Consider the following 19293-nt stretch of genomic DNA (forward strand, 5'->3'; position numbering starts at 1 on the left):
AAGCGCCTGGCGCTGTTCGGCCGCCACCCCGTCGGGGACCCAGCCGCGCTCGGCCTCGTTCTCGCCGGTCAGCGGGTCGAGATGCACCTCGAACGTCGGCTGCGCGCTGGGCGGCGGCGGGGGCTCCTCGAACTGGAACTCCACCGTCATCAGCCAGCGGGTCACGTTCTGGCGCAGGTCCACCAGGAGCTTCTCGAACAACGAGAAGGCCTCGGTCTTGAACTCGTTCAACGGGTCGCGCTGGCCGTAGCCCCTGAGGCCGATCACCGTGCGCAGGTGGTCGATGTGCATCAGGTGCTCGCGCCATTGCAGGTCGATGGTCTGCAGCAGGAAGCTCTTCTCGACGTTGCGCATGTGCTCGCCGACCATCGTGTTGCGCTCGGCGGCGCGGGCGTCGGCGGCCTTCTGGATGCGGGCCTCGATCTCCTCGTTGGCGATGCCCTCCTCGGCCGCCCATTGGGCGATCGGGAGCTGCAGGCCGAGGAACTGCTGGATGTGGGCGTCGAGACCCTCGACGTCCCACTGCTCGGCGTAGACCTTGGGCGGCAGGTGGCGGGTCACCAGGTCGTTGATCGTGTCCTGCCGGAACTCGCCGATGATCTCCTGGAGGTCGGTCGCCTCCATGAACTCCTGGCGCTGCTCGAACACGGCCTTGCGCTGGTCGTTGATGACGTCGTCGTACTTCAGCAGGTTCTTGCGGATCTCGTAGTTGCGCTGCTCGACGCGCTTCTGGGCGGTGGCGATGGCGCTGTTCAGCCACTTGTGGGTGATGGCCTCGCCTTCCTGCACGCCGAAGGTCCGCATGATCGTGTCGAGACGCTCGCCGGCGAAGATGCGCAGCAGGTCGTCCTCGCACGAGAGGAAGAACTTCGAGTGGCCGGGGTCGCCCTGGCGGCCGGTCCGGCCGCGGAGCTGGTTGTCGATCCGGCGGCTCTCGTGGCGCTCGGTGCCCAGGACGAAGAGGCCGCCGGCGTCCAGCGCCTGCTGCTTCAGGTCCTTGATGTCGGCTTCGATCTCGGCCTTGTGCGCCAGCGACTGCTCGGGGGTCACCTCGACGCCCGCGTCGCGCTGGTCCTCGCGCCACTTGGCCAGGCGCATGTCGACGTTGCCGCCGAGCTGGATGTCGGTGCCGCGGCCGGCCATGTTGGTGGCGATGGTCACCGCGCCGGGCACGCCCGCGTCGGCGACGATGCCGGCTTCCTGCTCGTGGAAGCGGGCGTTCAGCACGTTGTGCGGGATGCCGCGGACGGTCTTGCCGTCCTTCTCGAAGCTGTGCGCCTTCAGGAGTTCGCTGAGCTGCTCGGACTTCTCGATGGTGACGGTGCCGACCAGGATCGGCTGGCCGCGGGTGTGGCACTCGACGATCTGCTGGATGATCGCCTGGTTCTTCTCGCCCGCCGTCCGGTAGACCTCGTCGTCGTCGTCGATCCGGGCCACCGGCCGGTTCGTCGGGATCTCGGCGACGTCCATCTTGTAGATGTCGATGAACTCCTGGGCCTCGGTCGCGGCCGTGCCGGTCATGCCCGAGAGCTTGGCGTAGAGGCGGAAGTAGTTCTGGATCGTCACCGAGGCCAGGGTCTGGTTCTCGGGCTGGACGACGGCGCCTTCCTTGGCCTCGATGGCCTGGTGCAGGCCTTCCGACAGGCGGCGGCCGTGCATCATGCGGCCGGTGAACTCGTCGATCAGGATCACTTCGCCGGCGCGGACGATGTAGTCCTTGTCGCGCACGTAGATCACGTTGGCGCGCAGCGCCTGGTTGATGTGGTGGACCACCGAGATGTTCGCCGGGTCGTAGAGACCGGCCGAGTCCTCGGCCAGGTGGCCGGCGGCGGCCACCATCTCTTCGACCTTCTCCGAGCCGTGCTCGGTCAGCATCACCTGACGCTGCTTTTCGTCGTACTCGTAGGTTTCCTTGTCGAGGATCAGGTCCTTCACCAGCAGGTCGATGGTCCGGTAGAAATCGGACTTGTCGTCGGTCGGGCCCGAGATGATGAGCGGCGTGCGCGCCTCGTCGATCAGGATCGAGTCCACTTCGTCGACGATCGCGAAGTTGTGGCCGCGCTGCACCATCTCGCCGGCGTCGTAGACCAGGTTGTCGCGCAGGTAGTCGAAGCCGAACTCGTTGTTCGTGCCGTAGGTGATGTCGCTCTTGTAGGCGTCCTGCCGCTGGCCCTGACTGAGGCCGTGGACGATCACGCCGACCGTGAGGCCGAGGAAGCGGTAGACCTGACCCATCCACTCGCTGTCGCGCTGGGCGAGGTAGTCGTTGACGGTGATGACGTGGACGCCCTTGCCGGCGAGCGCGTTCAGGTAGACCGGCCCCGTGGCGACCAGCGTCTTGCCCTCGCCCGTCCGCATCTCGGCGATGCCGCCCTGGTGCAGGATCATGCCGCCGACGAGCTGGACGTCGTAGTGGCGCTGGCCCAGCACACGCTTGGCGGCCTCGCGGACGACCGCGAAGGCCTCCTCGAGGATCTGGTCGAGGGTCTCGCCCTTGGCGAGGCGCGCCTTGAACTCTTCGGTCTTGCCGCGGAGCTGCTCGTCGGTGAGCGCCTGCATCTGCGCCTCGAGCGTGCCGATCTTGGCCGCCCGCGCGGTGAAGTTCTTGACCTTGCGGTCGTTGGAGGAGCCGAAGAACCGTTGGAAGATGCTCAAAGGGAAGTGTCCGTGAGGCGGCGATGGGCCCTTCGCCCGCCTTCAAAAAGTGCGCACTTTCGGGGCGTGGCTGACTTAAGGACTGCCCCTCGTCAAGTCAACGCAGCGCCCCTGCGGCGCGAGGTCCGTGCGGCCTAGGTCCGCGAAGGGCGAACCAGGAACTTGCCGCCGGTGCTCTTCCTGCTGAAGGCGCGGATCGTGTCGGGGTCCAGCATCTCGCGGAGCGAGACCTCGGCGGCATAGGTGCTGCGGAAGGTGGTGGTGATCTCCGCGGCGATGCGGGCGCGCAACTCCTGGACGCGCGGCATCCCGGCCTTGCCGATGAAGCCGGTCAGGATCCAGCCGCCGACGCCCCAGGCCATCCCGTAGCTGCGCGCGAGTTCGGTCGGGCCGGGGTCGAGACCGCCGTAGAGGTAGACCTGCTTGTGGGTCGAGGAGCCGTAGCGGCTGTAGGCGCCGCCCTTGGCGGCCTGCGCCTGCTCCATGGCCGAGAGAATCTGGCTGGCCAGCGGGCCGCCGCCCACCGCGTCGAAGGCGAGGGTCGCGTCGGTGGCGGTCACGGCCGCCACGAGGTCGGTCATGAAGCTGGGCGCGCTGGTGTCGGCCACGTGCCCGGCGCCGAGGTCGCGCAGCATCTTCGCCTGTTCGGGGCTGCGCACGATGTTGACCAGGCCGACGCCGTCGGTGCGGCACACGCGCACCAGCATCTGGCCCAGGTTGGAGGCGGCGGCGGTGTGGACCAGCGCGGTATGGCCCTCCATCCGCAGGGTCTCGACCATGCCGAGCGCCGTCATCGGATTGGCGAAGGCCGCCGCGCCGTCGGTGGGATCGGTCCCCGGCGGCAGGGGCAGGACCATGGCGGCCGGCAGGGTGCGGTGCTGGACGTACATGCCGCCGCCGAACACCGAGACGGTGCGGCCCACGAGCGCCCGGGCGGCCGGGTCGGAGCCCGCCGCGACGACCACGCCCGCGCCCTCGACGCCGGTCGGCATCGACTGGCCGATGCGACCGGCCACGCCGGGCATCAGCGCCGGCGGGATCGTGGCGATGGTGACGCCGTCCCGGGCGCTGAGCGTCGAGAGGTCGGCGGGACCCAGCAGGATGCCCAGGTCGCCGGGGTTCACGGGCGCGGCCTCCATGCGGACCACGACCTCGCCGTCGCCGGGCGGCCGGACGGGACCCTCGATCAACGAGAGTTCCAGCACGCCGTCGGCGCGGATCAGCGAGCGGAGTTCCAGCCCCGCCGCGCGAAGGTCCGCGCTCACGGGTCGCTCGGGTGCGGGGCGCGGGTGTAGGGGTCGTTCGGCCCGCCGATGCGCTCCAGGATCAGGTGGCCGTAGTCCGGCCGCGTCCAGTGCATCCGGCCCTTGTCGTCGAGCCAGCGGCGCACCTCGCGGTCCGTGCCCTTGGGCCGCAGGAAGAAAACCTTGTTCTCGTAGGAAGCCACCGCGAAGATCGGGCTCTTGAAGTCGCGGACCGAGACGTCGTGGACGGCGTTCTCGTCGCTGCCGTCGGCGCGGGCGTCGGCGACCGTGCCGCCGCCCATGTCCACGATGCGGTCGCCGCACTGCTCGATGCGCTCGACGTAGGTGGAGAAGCGCGACGAGGCGTCAGGCTTCGCGCCGTTGTGCTCCAGCACCTTCCAGATGCCGCGCAGGTCGGGCGCGCCGGCCACCAGCGGCTCTGTGCAGGTCGCGAGCACCGGTGGCGGGAAGGTGCGGCCGTAGCCGCGCGGGCCGGGCGGGGTGTGCGACACCGGGATGTCGCTCGCCATCACCATCTTCGCCGGAGCGGTGGCGGGCTTCTTCGCCTGCGCCGCCGCCGGCTGCGCTGCGCCCAGCGCCAGAATGCTCGTCGCAAGGACCCATGCCGGCCGCATCGTCGCCTCCCGGGATTTTTCAGAACGGAAGCATAGTTCCGGTTCCTGTACAACGGCGTTGTGGACTTGGCCGAGCGGGTCGTCCTACGCTCGCCCCACTATGAAGGCCTAGCTCCGACATAAGCGCCGCGAGACATCGCCGGCCTCTGAGCCCCGCGCCCGCCGACGGCGCGGACGTCTTCCTGTTTTCCCGAGGCTTTTCATGCCCACCGACACGGTGACCAACCGCTACGGCGCCATAGCGGCCGAGATCTACGACATCGACAAACCCTGCTTCGCGCTGCCCGACACCGCCTTCCACCTGGAGCGGTTCCAGGGCTTTGCGCGCCCCATCCTGGAGCCGGCCTGCGGCTCGGGGCGGACGCTGCTCCCGTTCCTCCAGGCGGGGCTGGACATCGCCGGCTTCGACCCGTCGCCGGAGATGCTGGCCCGGGCGCGGGACCGTTGCGCGGAGGCGGGCTTCGCGGCGGACCTCGCAAAGGCCCGCTACGACGACTTCGCCTACGATCGGAGGTTCGGGGCCATCCTGATCCCGGTGGGCTCGTTCACGCTGATCGACGACTTCGCGGCGGCGCTGGCGACGCTCCGGCGCTTCCGGGAGCACCTGGAGCCAGGCGGGGTGCTGGTGATCGACCTGCAGGGCCTGAACTTCCTGGCGGGCGGCCAGCCCGACCGCCGGCGCTGGACGGCCCCGAGCGGCGACCTCCTGACCTGCGAGGGGATCCGCACCGCGACCGACTGGCTGCGCCAGCGCGCCGAGACCACCTACCGCTACGAACGCTGGCGGGACGGGACCCTGGTCGAGAGCCAGATCGACGTCATGGCCCAGCGCTACTGGGGCCTGGACGAGTTCCGGCTGGCCCTGGAGGCGGCGGGGTTCTCGGGCGTCACGGCCTGCGGCGGCTACGACCGCCGCCGCGGACCGCGGGCCGCCGACCGGGTCTGGACCTTCGAGGCGCTCGCTTGACGGCGGGAGGCCATGGCGGCGCTATGCTCGCCATGGCCTCCAAGACCCGGCTTACGGACCTGGTGAAGGCGTTCGACACGGCCGCGATGCTGGCCGACCTCGACGCGAAGCCCGACCTGCTCGGCGTGCGCGACGAGCGGGGCCGCACCTGGCTCCACCTGATCGCCGCCCAGCCGGCGCAGGGCGACGCCGCCGGGGCCGCCGCCAGCATCGCGCTGGCCGAAGGGCTGATCGCGCGCGGGCTCGACATGGACGACGCGGCCTTCACCGAGGGGCCGGACGGCGCGTGGCGCGCGACGCCGCTGTGGTTCGCGATCTCGCGGGGCCGGAACCTGCCGCTGGCGGGCTGGCTGCTGGAGCGCGGCTGCGACCCCGACCACTGCCTGTTCGCCGCCGCGTGGAACCACGACGTCGAGGCGATCCGGCTGCTGCGCAGGCACGGCGCGCCGCTGCGGCCGGCGATCCTGCTGGAGGCGATCGGCTGGAGCCGCTTCGACGCGGCCGAGGAGTTCGTGCGCCAGGGCTGCGACCCGAACGCGGCGGGCGGCGACGGCCGCACGGCGCTGCACATGATGCTGAAGAAGGACAGCCCGCCCGAGCGGATGGCGGCGCTGATCGCGCTGGGCGCGCGGACGGATATCCCGGGGCCCGACGGGCGGACGGCGGCGGATATCCTGAGGCGGAAGAAGGACCCGGCCTACCGGGCCCTCGCGGACGCCTCCTTACCTCCCCCGCGTAGCGGCGGGAGGGGGATCGCGCGCCAAGCGTAGCGAAGAGCGCGTGGTGGAGGGGGCAAGCGGCGCGCACCTAGAAAAAGGGGCGACCGCAGGCTCAGCGCCTGTGGCTCGCCCCCTCCACCATCGGCTCTTCGGCCGATGGTCCCCCTCCCGCCGTCGCTGCCGCGACGGGGGAGGTAAGGACGCTCAGATCAGAACACTTCGAACAGGCCGGCGCCGCCCATGCCGCCGCCGATGCACATGGAGACGACGACGTTCTTGGCGCCGCGGCGCTTGCCTTCCTGCAGGACGTGGCCCGAAAGGCGCGCGCCGGTCATGCCGAAGGGGTGGCCGATGGCGATGGAGCCGCCGTTGACGTTGTACTTCTCCGGGTCGATGCCCAGCTTGTCGCGGCTGTAGAGGCACTGCGAGGCGAAGGCCTCGTTCAGTTCCCACAGGTCGATGTCGTCGACCTTCAGCCCGTGGCGTTCCAGCAGGCGCGGGATCGCGAAGACCGGGCCGATGCCCATCTCGTCGGGCTCGCAGCCGGCGACGGCCCAGCCCTTGAAGACGCCCAGGGGCTCGAGGCCGCGGCGCTCGGCTTCCTTGGCTTCCATGATCACCACGGCGGCGGCGCCGTCGCTGAGCTGGCTGGCGTTGCCGGCGGTGACGAAGTTGCCCGCACCCTTTACCGGCTCGAGCTTGGCGAGGCCCTCGGCCGTGGTGTCGGGCCGGTTGCACTCGTCGCGGTCGACCACGTAGTCGACGACGGACTCGGCCTTGGTGGCCTTGTCGACGACCTTCATCTTGGTCTTCATCGGGACGATCTCGTCGGCGAACTTGTTCGACTGCTGGGCGGCGGCCATGCGCCGCTGGCTCTCCAGAGAATACTCGTCCTGATACTCGCGGCTCAGGTTGTAACGCTTGGCCACGATGTCGGCGGTGTCGATCATCGCCATGAAGATGTCGGGCGCGACCTTCAGCAGCTCGGGATCGTTGTTGTCGCGGCCCACGCCCATGTTCGGCATCGAGATCGACTCGACGCCGCCGGCGACCACGGCGTTGGCGCCGTCGTTGCGGACGTAGTTCGCCGCCATGGCGATCGTCTGCAGGCCCGACGAGCAGAAGCGGTTCACGGTCACGCCCGAGGTGGTGATCGGCAGGCCGCCGAGCAGGCCGGCCTGGCGCGCGACGTTGCCGCCGCCGTGGGCGACGTTGCCCATAACCACGTCTTCGATGGCGGCCGGGTCGAGGCCCGACTTGGCCACCGCATGGCGCACGGCGTGGGCGGCCATGGAGACGGTGGGGGTCATGTTGAACCCGCCCCGGCCGGACTTGGCGAGGCCCGTGCGGGCATAGGATACGACGACGGCTTCACGCATAGATTGGGTCCTCCCAACGATCGGATTTTTGAGACCCCGGTCGGCCCTCCGGGCGGTCGGCGGCAACCTTTGCATCCCAGGGCGGAAATGGCCAGCGCGCCCTCAGGCGAAGTGGGGCGCGAAAGTGGCTTCCACTTTCGCCGACTGCGCTCTAGGGGACGGTCGGCCCGACGTGGCTTTCCACAGGCATGGAGCGGAGACGGGATGGCGCGCGCAACCGCTTGTCGCAGCCTCGGTATCGCGCTGGCGCTGGCGCTGGCGACCGCCGCGTGCGGCCGCGACGGCGGCGACAGCGCCCCGCCCGAGCGCGGCGACCGCGCGGTGGCCAGGGTGGACGGCAGGACCATCTGGACCTCGGACGTGAAGCGCGAGGCCGTCGCCCAGGGCCTGATCGGCGCGGGCGAGCCGCTGGACCCGTCGTCGGACCTGTTCCGCCAGATGATGGACGAGGTGATCGACCAGAAACTGCTGGCCGCCGAGGCGACCCGGCGCAAGCTGGACAAGGACCCGCTGGCCCAGCGCCGCCTCGACGCCGCCCGCGACCGGGTGCTGGGCGACATGCTGGTGGAGCGGACCGTGTCGGACGCCGTCACCGAGTCCAACATCCGCGGGCTCTACGAGGAACAGCAGAAGCTCGCGCGCCGCTCGGAGGAGATCCGAGCGCGGCAGATCGTGGTGGCGACCGCGGCCGACGCCGAACAGGTCAGGAAGCTGCTCGGAACCGGCGCCTCGTTCGAGGCGCTGGCGATGGAGCGTTCGCGCGACGCGGCCACGCGCTTCAACGGCGGCGACCTCGGCTACTTCACCACCGACATCATGCCCGAGGCCTACGAGGCGGCGCTGAAGGACGCGAAGAAGGGCCAGTTGATCGGGCCGATCCCGGTCGAGGGCGGCTTCGCCCTCGTCCGCGTGGAGGACGTGCGCGAGGAGCAGCCGATCCCGCTCGACGCGGCGCGGCCGCAGATCGTGCGCTTCCTGACCTACGACCGGATCCGGGACCTGCTGGAGAAGTTGCGCGCAAAGGCCAAGGTCGAGGCCTTGATCAAGCCGGAAGCCGGGGCCAAGAAGCCGACCCCGCCCGCCGACGCCCCCAAGGCGCCGCCCGCCGCCCAACCTCAGACGCCCGCCGCCAAGGGAGCCCGCTCATGAGCCGTAAGCCCAAGCCCGCGGCGACCCCCAGGCGTGCGGCCAAGGCCGCCGCCAAGCCCGTCGAGGTGGTCGGCCAGACGCTGGAGCGCGCCTTCGACCCGCTGGCCAGCGCGATCAAGCGCGCGGCGCTGCGCCGGGCCGACAAGCTGGCGCACGCGTTCGATGCGCCCAAGGCGGCGGCCGCCACGACGGTCAAGGTCGACAAGGCGGCCATGCCGGTCTCGCCGCTGGCCGTGCCGTTCCCGAAGGTGAAGCCGATCCGCGGCGTCGTCATGGCGACCGGGCGCGCTGGGTTCTACAAGCACGAGCGCGACGACCTGCTGGTCATGAGCTTTCCCGAAGGCGCGAGCTGCGCCGGCGTGTTCACCCGCCACGGCGTGGGCTCGGCGCCCGTCGACTGGTGCAAGCGCCACCTGGAAGCCACCAAGGGCGAGGGCGTGAAGGCGCTGGTGGTCAACGCCGGCTGCGCCAACTCCTTCACCGGCCGTCCGGGCGCCGACGCCGTGCGCCGGGTGGCGGCGGGCGTCGCCAAGCGCTTCGACTGCCGTCAGCGCGACGTGATGGCCGCCTCGACCGGCGTGATCGGCGTGCTGCTGGACGACACCAGGATCGTGGCCCGGCTCCCCGACCTCGAAGGCAAGCTCGCCGACGACGGCTGGGGCGGCGCGGCGCGCGCCATCATGACCACCGACACCTTCCCCAAGGGCGCCTACGCCGAGGCGAAGATCGACGGGGTCACGGTCCGCATCGCCGGTATCTGCAAGGGCTCGGGCATGATCGCGCCCGACATGGCGACCATGCTGGCGTTCGTGGTCACCGACGCGGCGATCTCGCCCCGGGCGCTGCAGGCCCTGGTGACGCTCTACACGCGCAACACCTTCAACGCCGTCACGGTGGACGGCGACCGCTCGACCAACGACACGCTGCTGCTGTTCGCCACCGGCGCCTCGGGCGCGCCGAAGGTCGGCCGCGCGGGCGAGCACCGGCTGGCCGACTTCCGCGACAAGCTGGAGGGCGTGCTGCTGGACCTGGCGCACCAGTTGGTCCGCGACGGCGAGGGCGCGACCAAGTTCATCAAGATCACGGTCACCGGCGCCGAAAGCGTGGCCTCGGCCCGCAGGATCGCCCGCTCGGTCGCCGACAGCCCGCTGGTGAAGACCGCCTTCGCCGGCGAGGACGCCAACTGGGGCCGCATCGTCATGGCCGTGGGCAAGGCCGATGAGCCGGTCGACCGCGACAAGATGAGCGTGAAGTTCGGCCCGCACTGGGCGGCGCAGGACGGCCTCATCGCCAAGGGCTACGACGAGGCGAAGATGAGCGCCTACATGAAGAACCAGGAGCTCGAGGTGTCCATCGACGTCGGCGTCGGCCGCGCCAGCTCCACCGTCTGGACCTGCGATCTCACCAAGCGGTACGTCGAGATCAACGGGGATTACCGCAGCTAGCGCCGCCAGGGCGCGACGCGGTCCGGCGGGTCGCCCAGGCGGTAGTTGGTGAAGCGCTTGTCGAAGACGGGGCCGTAGAAGGGGTCGGCGTCGAGGACGGGGCCCCAGCGTTCGCGCATCACGGCGACCTCGCGCGCGAAGCGGGCGGCGGCTTCCGGGGCGAGGTCCGAGCCGCGGCTGGCGCTCTCGTGGTGGTCGAGTTCGGCGTAGGGCGTCCAGACGATGTCGTAGCCCGCGGCGCGAACCTTCAGGCAGAGATCGACGTCGTTGAAGGCGACGGCCAGGCCGGCCTCGTCCATGCCGCCGACCTCGTCCCAGACGGCCTTGCGGATGGCCAGGCACGCGGCGGTGACGGCGGAGACGTTGCGGGGGAGGACGAGGTGACCCTGGGCGCCGACGTGGTCGCCCGCCGCGCCGGCGTAGAGGTGGCCCGCGACCCTCTCGGCGACATCGCCGGTGCCCAGCACCACGCCGGCGTGCTGCAGCGTGCCGTCCGGGTAGTAGAGCTTGGCCCCGACCGCGCCGACGTTCGGGCGAACGGCCTGGGCGACCAGTTCGCCGAGCCAGCCGGGCTCCCGCACGGCGATGTCGTTGTTGAGCAGCAGCAGGACTTCGCCCCTGGCCTCGCGGGCGGCGATGTTGTTGAGGGCCGCGAAGTTGAAGGCCCCGGGCGCCGGCAGGACCCGCACGCGCGGGTCGGCCTTCAGGCGCTCGAACAGCGCCAGCGCGGCGGGCGCCTCGCTGCCGTTGTCGACGATCAGGAGTTCGAGCGGGGCGTAGTCGGTGTGCTTCAGCACGCCGTCGGCGACGTGCGCCAGGAGTTCGGCGCGGTCGCGGGTGGGCACGACGATGCTGACCGGCGGCCGCGGGACGGGCAGGGTGCGTCGGACGCGGAGCCAGCCCTGCCTCCCGGGCAAGCGCTCGACGCTCGCCTCCTGCCCGGTGCGCTCCAGGTGCTCCTGCACGGCGCGGCGCGACGCCTCGGCGCACTGCTCGGCGCGGGCGCGGGAGTAGGAGCCCTGCCGGCCCTGCCAGCGCCAGTGGTAGAGCACCCAGGGGATGTGGCGGATGCGGTCGGTGCGCTCGGACGCGCGCAGCAGGAGGTCGTGGTCCTGGGCGCCGTCGAACGCCTCGCGCACGCCGCCCAGCGCCTCGACCAGCGCGCGGCGCATGACGGTGAGGTGGTTCACGGCGTTCACGCTGAGCATCAGCTCGGCGTTCCAGTCGGTCTTGTGGGCGGGCTGCGAGCGGACGCCGCGCGCGTCGATCTTGTCCTCGTCGGAGAAGACGATGTCGGCGTCGGGGTGGGCGTTCAGCTCAACCGCCACCTCGTAGAGCGCGCGCTCGCTGAGCAGGTCGTCGTGATCGAGGAAGGCGACGAACGCGCCGGTCGCCAGCGCGAGCGCGGAGTTGGTGGCCGCCGCGATGCCGCCATTGGCGTCGCGGCGGACGATCCGGATGCGGGGCTCGGCGGCGGCGTGGGCCTGGAGCGCGGCCCAGACGGCCCCACCCGGCGAGCCGTCGTCGGCGATGCAGAGTTCCCAGTGCGGGTAGAGCTGGCCGCGGACCGACGCGATCGCCTCGTCCAGCAGCCGCAGGTCCGAGCGCCAGCAGGTCATGACGACGGAGATCAGCGGCCGGTCCGCCAGCCGGTCGATATGCGCGCGGATGGCGTCGCGGTCTTCGTCGGAGAGGGTGTCGTAGCGCTCGACCCAGGCGCGGTACTCGGCGTCGGTCTGCGCCTCGGGACCCACCACGCTGCGCACGAAGCGCTCGCCCCAGCGCGTCTTCGTCATCGCGACGGCGAGCGCATGCACCACCGCGTGGACCGGCGGCCAGCGGCGGACGACGCGGAGCGCGGCGGCGGTCGTGCTGCGGAAAGACATCGTGGCCGTGAGTTACCGGCCTTCGCGGCCATCCACTAGATGCGCGCGTCGGCGTCTCTCGATCACCACCAAGATCACCAAGACCACGAAGAGCCCCGGACAGCCGCGACGGCTTGGTGAGCTTCGTGCTCTTGGTGGTTGAGAAACCCGCGCCTGCGGCGCCGTCCCTAGCGGTTCGACCAGACGCCGGTCGAGCCGCCGGAAGACCGGCCGCCGCCGCCGTGGCCGCCGCTGCGGCCTGCGCCGCCGCCACGGCCGCGACCGCCGCCGCTGCGGCCCGGGCCCTTGAAGGCGGGCTTGTCGCTGGCGGCGCGAACGGGCGCGCCTTCGTGGCGATGACCGCCGCCGCCGCCATTCCCGTGGTTGCGGTTGCGCTTCGGCTTGTTGCCGCCGCGGTTGGCGTTGGCGCTGCGGGTGTCGGCGCGTTCCGGACGGCCGCCCGGATCGGGCATGGCCGCGGTGGCCGCGCCCAGGTGGCGGTCGTTGCGGCGGTCGAAGCTGGGGATCCGCTGGCGGGTCACCTTCTCGATGTCCTTCAGCAGGCTGCGCTCGTCGTCGGCGCAGAAGGCCACGGCCGAGCCGTCGGCGCCGGCGCGGGCCGTGCGGCCGATCCGGTGGACGTAGGCTTCCGGCACGTTCGGCAGCTCGAACTGCACGACGTGGCTGACCGCGTCGATGTCGATGCCGCGCGCGGCGATGTCGGTGGCCACCAGGGCGCGGACCTCACCGGCCTTGAAGGCGGCGAGGGCGCGCTCGCGCTGGCCCTGGCTCTTGTCGCCGTGGATCGACACGGCTTCGACGCCGGCCTGCTCCAGGCCCTTGGCTACGCGGTCGGCGCCGCGCTTGGTGCGGGTGAACACGATCACGCGCTTGAAGCCGCCGTCGTCGAACAGTTCGGCCAGCAGGGCGCGCTTGCGCTGCTGCTCGACGAACAGGACCCGCTGGTTGATCCGTTCCACGGTGGTGGCCTGCGGGGTCACCGCGACCTTCACCGGGTTCGGGTTCAGGATCTCGCCCGAGAGCTTCTCGATCTCGCCGGGCATGGTGGCCGAGAAGAACAGGTTCTGGCGCTGGCGCGGCAGGAACTTCACGATCTTCCGGATCGGCACGATGAAGCCCATGTCCAGCATCTGGTCGGCCTCGTCCAGGACGAAGGTCTCGACGCCTTCCAGCGTCATGGTCTTTTCGCCCAGGTGGTCGAGCAGGCGGCCGGGGGTGGCCACCAGCACGTCGACGCCACCGGCCAGCGCGCGCATCTGGCCGCCGTACTTCACGCCGCCGAAGACGACGGCGACGGTGACGCCCATGTGCTTGCCGTAGGCCTTGAAGCTCTCGCCGATCTGGGTGGCGAGTTCGCGGGTGGGGGCCAGGACGAGGACGCGGGCGCTGCGGCGCGGGGCCGGCTTCTTGTTTTCGGCGAGGCGGTGGAGGATCGGCAGGGCGAAGGCTGCGGTCTTGCCGGTGCCGGTCTGGGCGATGCCCAGGATGTCCTTGCCCGCCAGCACGCCCGGGATCGCCTGGGCCTGGATCGGGGTCGGATTGACGTAGCCTTCGTCGGCCAGCGCCTTGAGCAGCGGCTTGGCCAGGCCAAGGTCGGTGAATTGAGTCAAACGATGGTCTTTCGCGTAGGCGGAAGCGCGGCCTCAGGGTCATTCCCAGGGTCGCGTCAGCGCCGGTCTTTGGAGAAGCGCCCCGCGTGATGGGCGCGTCGGGTGAGAAAACCTCACGGCGCTCGACAGGCTGAGCCTCAATTCTGAGGCCCCACGCGGCTGGAGCGCAGATAGCGTCCGGGAGGGACGCGAGCCGCAAATCGGGGTTTTGCGCGCCAAAGTCAACCCGGAAGGTCGGATTAACCACCTTCCGGGGTTCCATTTATCCGGGCGCCGCCGCAGGGTTTCCTACCGGAGGCTGTTCGAATGAAGCGTGTCGTCCTCGCGCTGCTGGCGGCGCTGGCGCTGGCTGCGCCCGCGTCTGCGGGGGCGCCGTCGAAGGTCGACCGTGCGCACATCGGCGACCTGGAGACGCGGCTGTTGCCGGGCCGCATCCCGGTCGAGGGCGCGCAGTTCGAGACCCTGGGCGCCCGGATGGCGGCGCTGAAGGTGCCGGGTGTCAGCATCGCCTTCTTCGAGGACGGCAAGGTCCGCTGGGTGAAGACCTACGGCGTGGCCGACGCCGCGACCCGTCAGCCGCTGACGCCCGAAACGCGCTTCCAGGCGGCGTCGATGAGCAAGGCGGTGGCGGCGGCGGGCGCGCTCAGGCTGGTCGAGGCCGGGCGCCTCTCGCTGGACGGCGACATCGACGAGCGGCTGACCTCGTGGCGCGTGCCGGCGAGCGAGTTCACGGCGGTCGAGAAGGTGACGCTTCGGCGCCTGCTCAGCCACACGGCCGGCATGACGGTGAGCGGCTTCCCGGGCTACCGGCCCGACCAGGCCGTGCCGACGACGGTGCAGGTGCTGAACGGCGCCAGGCCCGCCAACACGCCCGCGGTGCGCTCCCAGGCCAGGCCGGGGAGCGCGTGGAGCTATTCCGGCGGTGGCTACACGGTGGCCCAGCTCGCCATGACCGACGTCTCCGGCGAGCCGTTCCCGGCCCTGCTGCACCGGCTCGTGCTGAGGCCCGCGGACATGACGCACTCGACCTTCCAGCAGCCCCTGGGCGCCGCGCTGAAGGCCGGGGCCGCCAGCGGCCACTTCGTCACCGGCAACCCGATCCCCGGCGGCCAGAACACCTATCCCGAGTACGCCGCGGCCGGCCTCTGGACGACGCCCGGCGACTACGCGCGCTTCGCGATGGCCTTGCAGCGGAGCCTGGACGGCAGGAAGGGCGCGCTCCTGCAACCCGCCTCGATCCAGGCGATGACGACGCCGGTGCTGAACGGGAACGGCCTGGGCGTGATCATCTCGCGCCGCGGCGGGCGGCTGGCCATGGAGCATTCGGGCTCGAACGTCGGCTTCAAGTGTACGTTCGTGGCCTTCCTCGACGGCCGCCGCGAAGGCTTTGTGGTCATGACCAACAGCGACAACGGGGCGGCCCTGATCGCGGAGATCCAGCGCGCGCTCGCCACCAGCTACGGCTGGGGCGCCCCGCAGCAGCCGTAGAGTTCTGGCTCGGCTCAACCCCACCCCGCTCGTCCCCGCATGCGCGGGGATGAGCGGATCACCAGCTCATGTCCGACAGCAGCGCCGCGTAGATCTCGATGCCGCGCCACAGCGCGTCCAGCTTCAGGTTCTCGTTCACGGCGTGCTGGTTGTTGTCGAAGTTGGCGATGGAGACGCCGACCATCGGGGCCTGCAGCGCGTCGACGACCTCCACCATGCCCGAACTCGCGCCCACGGTCGGGATCTTGATCGGCGGATAGCCCACGGTGCGCTCGATGGCGGCGGCGACGGCCATGGCGGGCGGGCTGTCCACGGCGCTGCGGGTGGCGCGCGAGCCGCCCTGGTCCCACTCGATCTTCAGCACCCTGGGGTGCGCGCCGCGGGTCGCCGCGTCGGGCGTCTCGCGCACCAGCGTCCAGCCCTGGGCGGCGAGGTGGGCCTCGACGGCCTTCTTCACGCGCTCGGGGGTCTGGCCGGCGGCGAGGCGGATGTCGAACGAGGCGTCGGCCTCGGTGGCGATGGCGTTGGCCGCGTCGGGGCCGGTGTCGCCGCCGTGGATCGCGCGCACGTTCAGCGTGGTGGTCATGTAGCCGTCGACCAGGCGCGGCCCGCCGACGTTGCGGCCGATGGCGAGGTTCCGCTTCAGGCCGGTCTCGACGTCGGGCAGGGCGGCCAGCGCCGCCTTCTCGGCCGGCGACACCGGCTGGACGTCGTCGTAGATGCCGGGGACCAGGATGCGGCCGTCCTCGTCGCGCAGGCTCATGACGAGGTTCGCGATCATCACCGTCGGGCTGGGCGCCCAACTGCCGTAGTGGCCGTCGTGCAGCGGGCGGATCGGGCCGTAGACGGTGGTCTTGAAGCCCACGATCCCGCGGTTGCCGAAGTTGAGCTGCTGCCGGCCCGACTGGTGGACCGGGCCGTCGCCCATGATGATGAGGTCGGTCTTCAGCGTCTCCCTGTGCCGGTTCACCAGGGCGGCGAAGTGCGGCGAGCCCTGCTCCTCCTCGCCTTCCCACAGGACCTTGATGTTGACCGACGGCTTGCGGCCCGCGGCCTTCAGCGCGTCCATCGCCGAGAGCAGCGCCTGCACCGAGACCTTGTCGTCGCCGGCCGAGCGGCCGAAGAGGCGCCACTCCGGATCGAGCGGGCCGGCGCCCGCCTGCCAGTCCACCGCCTTCGCCTCGGGCAGCGCGGTTCGCATGGTCGGCTGGAAGGGATCGTTCAGCCAGCCCTTCTGGGCGATCGGCTGGCCGTCGTAGTGGGCGTAGAAGACGACGGTGCGCCGGGCGCCCTTGGTCTTCAGCTCCCCGAACACCGAGGGCGGCGTGTCGGGCTCGGCGTAGAGCTTCTCGGCGGTGAAGCCGCGGGCCTTCAGGAGGCCGGTGAGGTAGTCGGCGTTCTTCTCGATGTCGGCGACGTTGGTCGCCACGTTCGGCATCGCGAGCATCTTGATGAAGTCGGCGACGACCGCCTTCTCGTTCGCCTCGCGCCAGGCGCGGACCTCCTTCACCGGCGTCGCCGCCTGCGCCGCGCCCGCCAGCAGCGCCCCCACCAGCACGGCAGACGCCAGACCCATCCCCGGAACGCCACGCATCGAAGGACCCCGCTTCAGCTTCACGCCCGTTGTAGCGGCGTCGGCGCGGTTGGCGAGTTGCCTTTGCGGGCGGTCGCGGCCAAGGAAGCCCACATGACCAGACCGATGGTTCTCGTGGCCGCGGCCGCCCTTGTGGATACCGATGGGCGTGTCCTGCTGTGCCAGCGGCCCGAGGGCAAGCAACTGGCCGGGCTCTGGGAATTTCCGGGCGGCAAGGTCGAGCCGGGCGAGACGCCCGAGGCCTGCCTGATCCGCGAGCTGAACGAGGAACTCGGGATCACGGTGACGAAGGCGTGCCTGGCGCCCTTCGTGTTCGCCAGCCACGAGTACGAGGCCTTCCACCTGCTGATGCCGCTCTACCTGATCCGGCGCTGGGAGGGCGCGGTGCGGGCGCTCGAGCACAAGGCCCTGGCCTGGGTGCGCCCCAACGACATGGACGCTTACCCCATGCCGCCCGCCGACCCCCCGCTGGTCGCCTGGCTCAGGGACCTGATCTGATGCTGCGCGGCGTGCTGCTTGCCGCCGCGCTGGCCGCGACGCCGGCGCACGCGGCGTGGCGGCACATCGACCTGCCGAAGGACGCCACCCTCCGCGCCGTGGCGGTGGCCGGGCCGCGGGCCTTCCGCGTCTCGGGTTCGAAGGGGACGCTCGGCGTCACCGACGACGGCGGCGCGACATGGCGGCTGGCGGCCGTGGCCGGCGGCGAGGCGCTCGACTTCCGTGGGCTGGCGGCCCTGGACGGCAAGACGCTGGTCGTGACCAGCGCCGGCGACGGCGCGGCGGGTCAGGCGCGGATCTACCGCAGCGCCGACGCCGGCGCGTCCTGGACCCTGGCGTTCGAGACCAAGCTGCCCGGCAGCTTCCTCGACGCCGTCGCCTTCCGCGACACCCGGAACGGGCTCGTGCTGGGCGATCCGGTCGACGGGCGCTGGTTCCTGCTGCGCACCACCGATGGCGGCAAGACCTGGGTGCGCAGGCCCGGGCCGCCGGTCGAACCGGGCGAGGCGGCCTTCGCGGCCAGCAACGCGGCGCTGTTCCTCGGGCCGCGCGCCGAGATATGGATCGTCTCCGGTGGCCTGAAGACCGCGCGCATCTTCCACTCCCGCGACGACGGCGGGCAGTGGGACATCTTCGACGCCATCCTGCCGGCCTCCGCCACGGCCGGCCTGTTCGGTGGCCTGGCGCTGGGCAAGGACCGCGCCGTGGTGGTCGGCGGCGACTACAAGAACGAGCTGGCCGCCGGCGACGGCATCGTCATCGCCGAGGCGTTCGGCCTCTTCACGCCGCCGCACGAGGGAACGCCGCGCCTGCTGGAAGGCGTCGGCCGCCTGAACGCCAGGACCCTGATCGCCGTCGGCCCGCGCGGCACGTCGGTCAGCCGCGACGACGGCGAGACCTGGAAGCAGGTCGACCACGACGCCTTCCACGCCATCGCCTGCCGCGCCGGGACCTGCGTCGCCGCCGGCGCCAAGGGCAAGGTCGCCGTCTGGCGCGACTGACCACGGCGCCGCCAGGCGAGGTGAGGCGGGCGCCGCTGCGAACTCTGGCCCGCTCGGTGTTCATGGGTGACCGGGACAAGCCCGGCCATGACGTTCAGATGAGACTACAACCCCGCCCGCCGCGCCGGCCGCGTCGCCTCGACCACGCACCGGCCGGGGTCGGCCATGGCGTGGAGGCCCAGGCAGTAGATGTCCTCGTAGTGCGTGCCGGCGGCGGCGAGGCACTGGTGGTAGTTGAGCTTGGCGATCCGCAGGCACTGGCCGCTCCGGGGCTCCTGCATCAGCGACCGCGCCGCGCCGTCCTGGCCCAGCACGGTCAGCGCCGCCACCGCGACGCCGCGGGCCACCACCGGGCTCGCGCCGCCACGGCGCCCACCCTCGGCGATGGCGGCGGAGAGGCGCGCGCGGTCGGCGGGATCGGCGCGGTAGCCGGCCGCCTGCTTCACCGCCGCCAGCCGCTCGGCGGCCGCGGGGCCGGAGATCCGGGCGCGCGACCACGCCTGGTGCTGGACGCTGTAGGAGGCCTTGCGCACCCGCTGGCCGGCCGCGGCCAGGGCCTCGCCGCGGCGGGCCAGCGCGGCGTTGGCGCGGGCTGCCGCGGCGGTCGCGCCGGGCAGGCCCAGCGCCGCGTTCGGGTCGGCGGCCACGCGACGGGCCACGTCGCGGTTCGCGCGCACGGCGGCGACGAAGCCGGGTTCCTGCATGGCCGCCAGCGCGGCGTAGGCGATCATGCCGGCCTCGAGCTGCCGGGGCTCGTAGCCGGCGGCGGTGCGCAGCCGCTGGCCGATTTCGGCCGGGTCGGCGAACGACGGGTCGATGGCGGCTGCGCGGCGCGTGTAGGCCTCGAAGGCGCTGGCCTGGCCGGCGAGGCCGACGTCCACATAGCCGCCACCGGGCGGCGACGGGCGCTGTGCCTGGCGCTGCGGCGGGGCCGAACGCGTGGCGCAGCCGGCGAGCGTGATGACGATGAGCGCAGCCGAAAGGCCGCGGGACAAGCTTGGGCGCACGTCGAATACTCCCCCG

Annotated in this window: 15 protein-coding genes; 7 read left to right on the top strand and 8 right to left on the bottom strand. The window is 71.5% G+C overall.

Annotated elements, in window-relative coordinates; genetic code table 11:
* The 3 genes from secA to JNL41_RS03060 form a co-directional block, all read right to left on the bottom strand.
* On the bottom strand, positions 1-2655 hold a 2655-nt coding region (secA, locus tag JNL41_RS03050), incomplete at its 3' end, for a preprotein translocase subunit SecA (protein WP_293472799.1).
* A gap of 134 nt (positions 2656-2789) precedes the next feature.
* Positions 2790-3920: a zinc-binding dehydrogenase gene (locus tag JNL41_RS03055; protein ID WP_293472800.1), complete on the bottom strand. Its 1131-nt coding sequence runs from the start codon at positions 3918-3920 to the stop codon at positions 2790-2792.
* Complete coding sequence (locus JNL41_RS03060) at positions 3917-4534, bottom strand: hypothetical protein (RefSeq protein ID WP_293472801.1); 618 nt, start codon at positions 4532-4534, stop codon at positions 3917-3919. Before JNL41_RS03060 ends, JNL41_RS03055 begins: the two co-directional genes overlap by 4 nt.
* Before the next feature lie 202 nt (positions 4535-4736).
* On the opposite strand from JNL41_RS03060, the gene JNL41_RS03065 reads away from it, so the two are divergent.
* Positions 4737-5501 (top strand): class I SAM-dependent methyltransferase, encoded by a 765-nt coding sequence (locus tag JNL41_RS03065; RefSeq protein ID WP_293472802.1) that lies wholly within the window; start codon positions 4737-4739, stop codon positions 5499-5501.
* A 32-nt stretch (positions 5502-5533) separates the two neighbouring features.
* Positions 5534-6271, top strand: a complete 738-nt coding sequence (locus JNL41_RS03070; protein WP_293472803.1) for an ankyrin repeat domain-containing protein — start codon at positions 5534-5536, stop codon at positions 6269-6271.
* Positions 6272-6429: 158 nt separating this feature from the next.
* Here the strand turns inward: JNL41_RS03070 and JNL41_RS03075 are convergent, their stop codons facing one another.
* Entirely contained in the window at positions 6430-7599 is a 1170-nt protein-coding gene (locus JNL41_RS03075) for an acetyl-CoA C-acyltransferase (RefSeq protein ID WP_293472804.1), read from the bottom strand.
* 204 nt (positions 7600-7803) lie between these two features.
* Here JNL41_RS03075 and JNL41_RS03080 point away from each other — a divergent pair, with 204 nt between their 5' ends.
* Positions 7804-8748, top strand: coding sequence for a peptidyl-prolyl cis-trans isomerase (locus tag JNL41_RS03080; RefSeq protein WP_293472805.1), 945 nt, complete (start codon positions 7804-7806; stop codon positions 8746-8748).
* Entirely contained in the window at positions 8745-10193 is a 1449-nt protein-coding gene (gene argJ, locus JNL41_RS03085; protein WP_293472806.1) for a bifunctional glutamate N-acetyltransferase/amino-acid acetyltransferase ArgJ, read from the top strand. Before JNL41_RS03080 ends, argJ begins: the two co-directional genes overlap by 4 nt.
* Here the strand turns inward: argJ and JNL41_RS03090 are convergent.
* Both JNL41_RS03090 and JNL41_RS03095 read right to left on the bottom strand, forming a co-directional pair.
* Positions 10190-12079: a glycosyltransferase family 2 protein gene (locus JNL41_RS03090; protein WP_293472807.1), complete on the bottom strand. Its 1890-nt coding sequence runs from the start codon at positions 12077-12079 to the stop codon at positions 10190-10192. The genes argJ and JNL41_RS03090 overlap by 4 nt on opposite strands.
* Before the next feature lie 167 nt (positions 12080-12246).
* Positions 12247-13689, bottom strand: a complete 1443-nt coding sequence (locus JNL41_RS03095) for a DEAD/DEAH box helicase (RefSeq protein ID WP_293472808.1) — start codon at positions 13687-13689, stop codon at positions 12247-12249.
* A gap of 306 nt (positions 13690-13995) precedes the next feature.
* Here JNL41_RS03095 and JNL41_RS03100 point away from each other — a divergent pair, with 306 nt between their 5' ends.
* The gene (locus tag JNL41_RS03100) at positions 13996-15177 is read left to right on the top strand and encodes a serine hydrolase domain-containing protein (RefSeq protein WP_293472809.1); all 1182 of its coding nucleotides are present in this window, start codon (positions 13996-13998) and stop codon (positions 15175-15177) included.
* A 58-nt stretch (positions 15178-15235) separates the two neighbouring features.
* On the opposite strand, the gene JNL41_RS03105 is transcribed toward JNL41_RS03100, so the two are convergent.
* The gene (locus JNL41_RS03105) at positions 15236-16753 is read right to left on the bottom strand and encodes a M20/M25/M40 family metallo-hydrolase (RefSeq protein WP_293472810.1); all 1518 of its coding nucleotides are present in this window, start codon (positions 16751-16753) and stop codon (positions 15236-15238) included.
* 111 nt (positions 16754-16864) lie between these two features.
* On the opposite strand from JNL41_RS03105, the gene mutT reads away from it, so the two are divergent.
* Both mutT and JNL41_RS03115 read left to right on the top strand, forming a co-directional pair.
* Positions 16865-17269: an 8-oxo-dGTP diphosphatase MutT gene (mutT, locus tag JNL41_RS03110; RefSeq protein ID WP_293472811.1), complete on the top strand. Its 405-nt coding sequence runs from the start codon at positions 16865-16867 to the stop codon at positions 17267-17269.
* Positions 17269-18270 carry a hypothetical protein gene (locus JNL41_RS03115; protein WP_293472812.1) on the top strand — a complete coding sequence of 334 codons (1002 nt, stop codon included), beginning with the start codon at positions 17269-17271 and terminating at the stop codon, positions 18268-18270. Before mutT ends, JNL41_RS03115 begins: the two co-directional genes overlap by 1 nt.
* Before the next feature lie 104 nt (positions 18271-18374).
* Here the strand turns inward: JNL41_RS03115 and JNL41_RS03120 are convergent, their stop codons facing one another.
* Entirely contained in the window at positions 18375-19277 is a 903-nt protein-coding gene (locus JNL41_RS03120) for a hypothetical protein (protein ID WP_293472813.1), read from the bottom strand.
* Positions 19278-19293 lie beyond the last annotated feature (16 nt).

Origin of the sequence: Phenylobacterium sp. (genome assembly GCF_016793285.1) — a bacterium.
GTDB lineage: Bacteria > Pseudomonadota > Alphaproteobacteria > Caulobacterales > Caulobacteraceae > Phenylobacterium.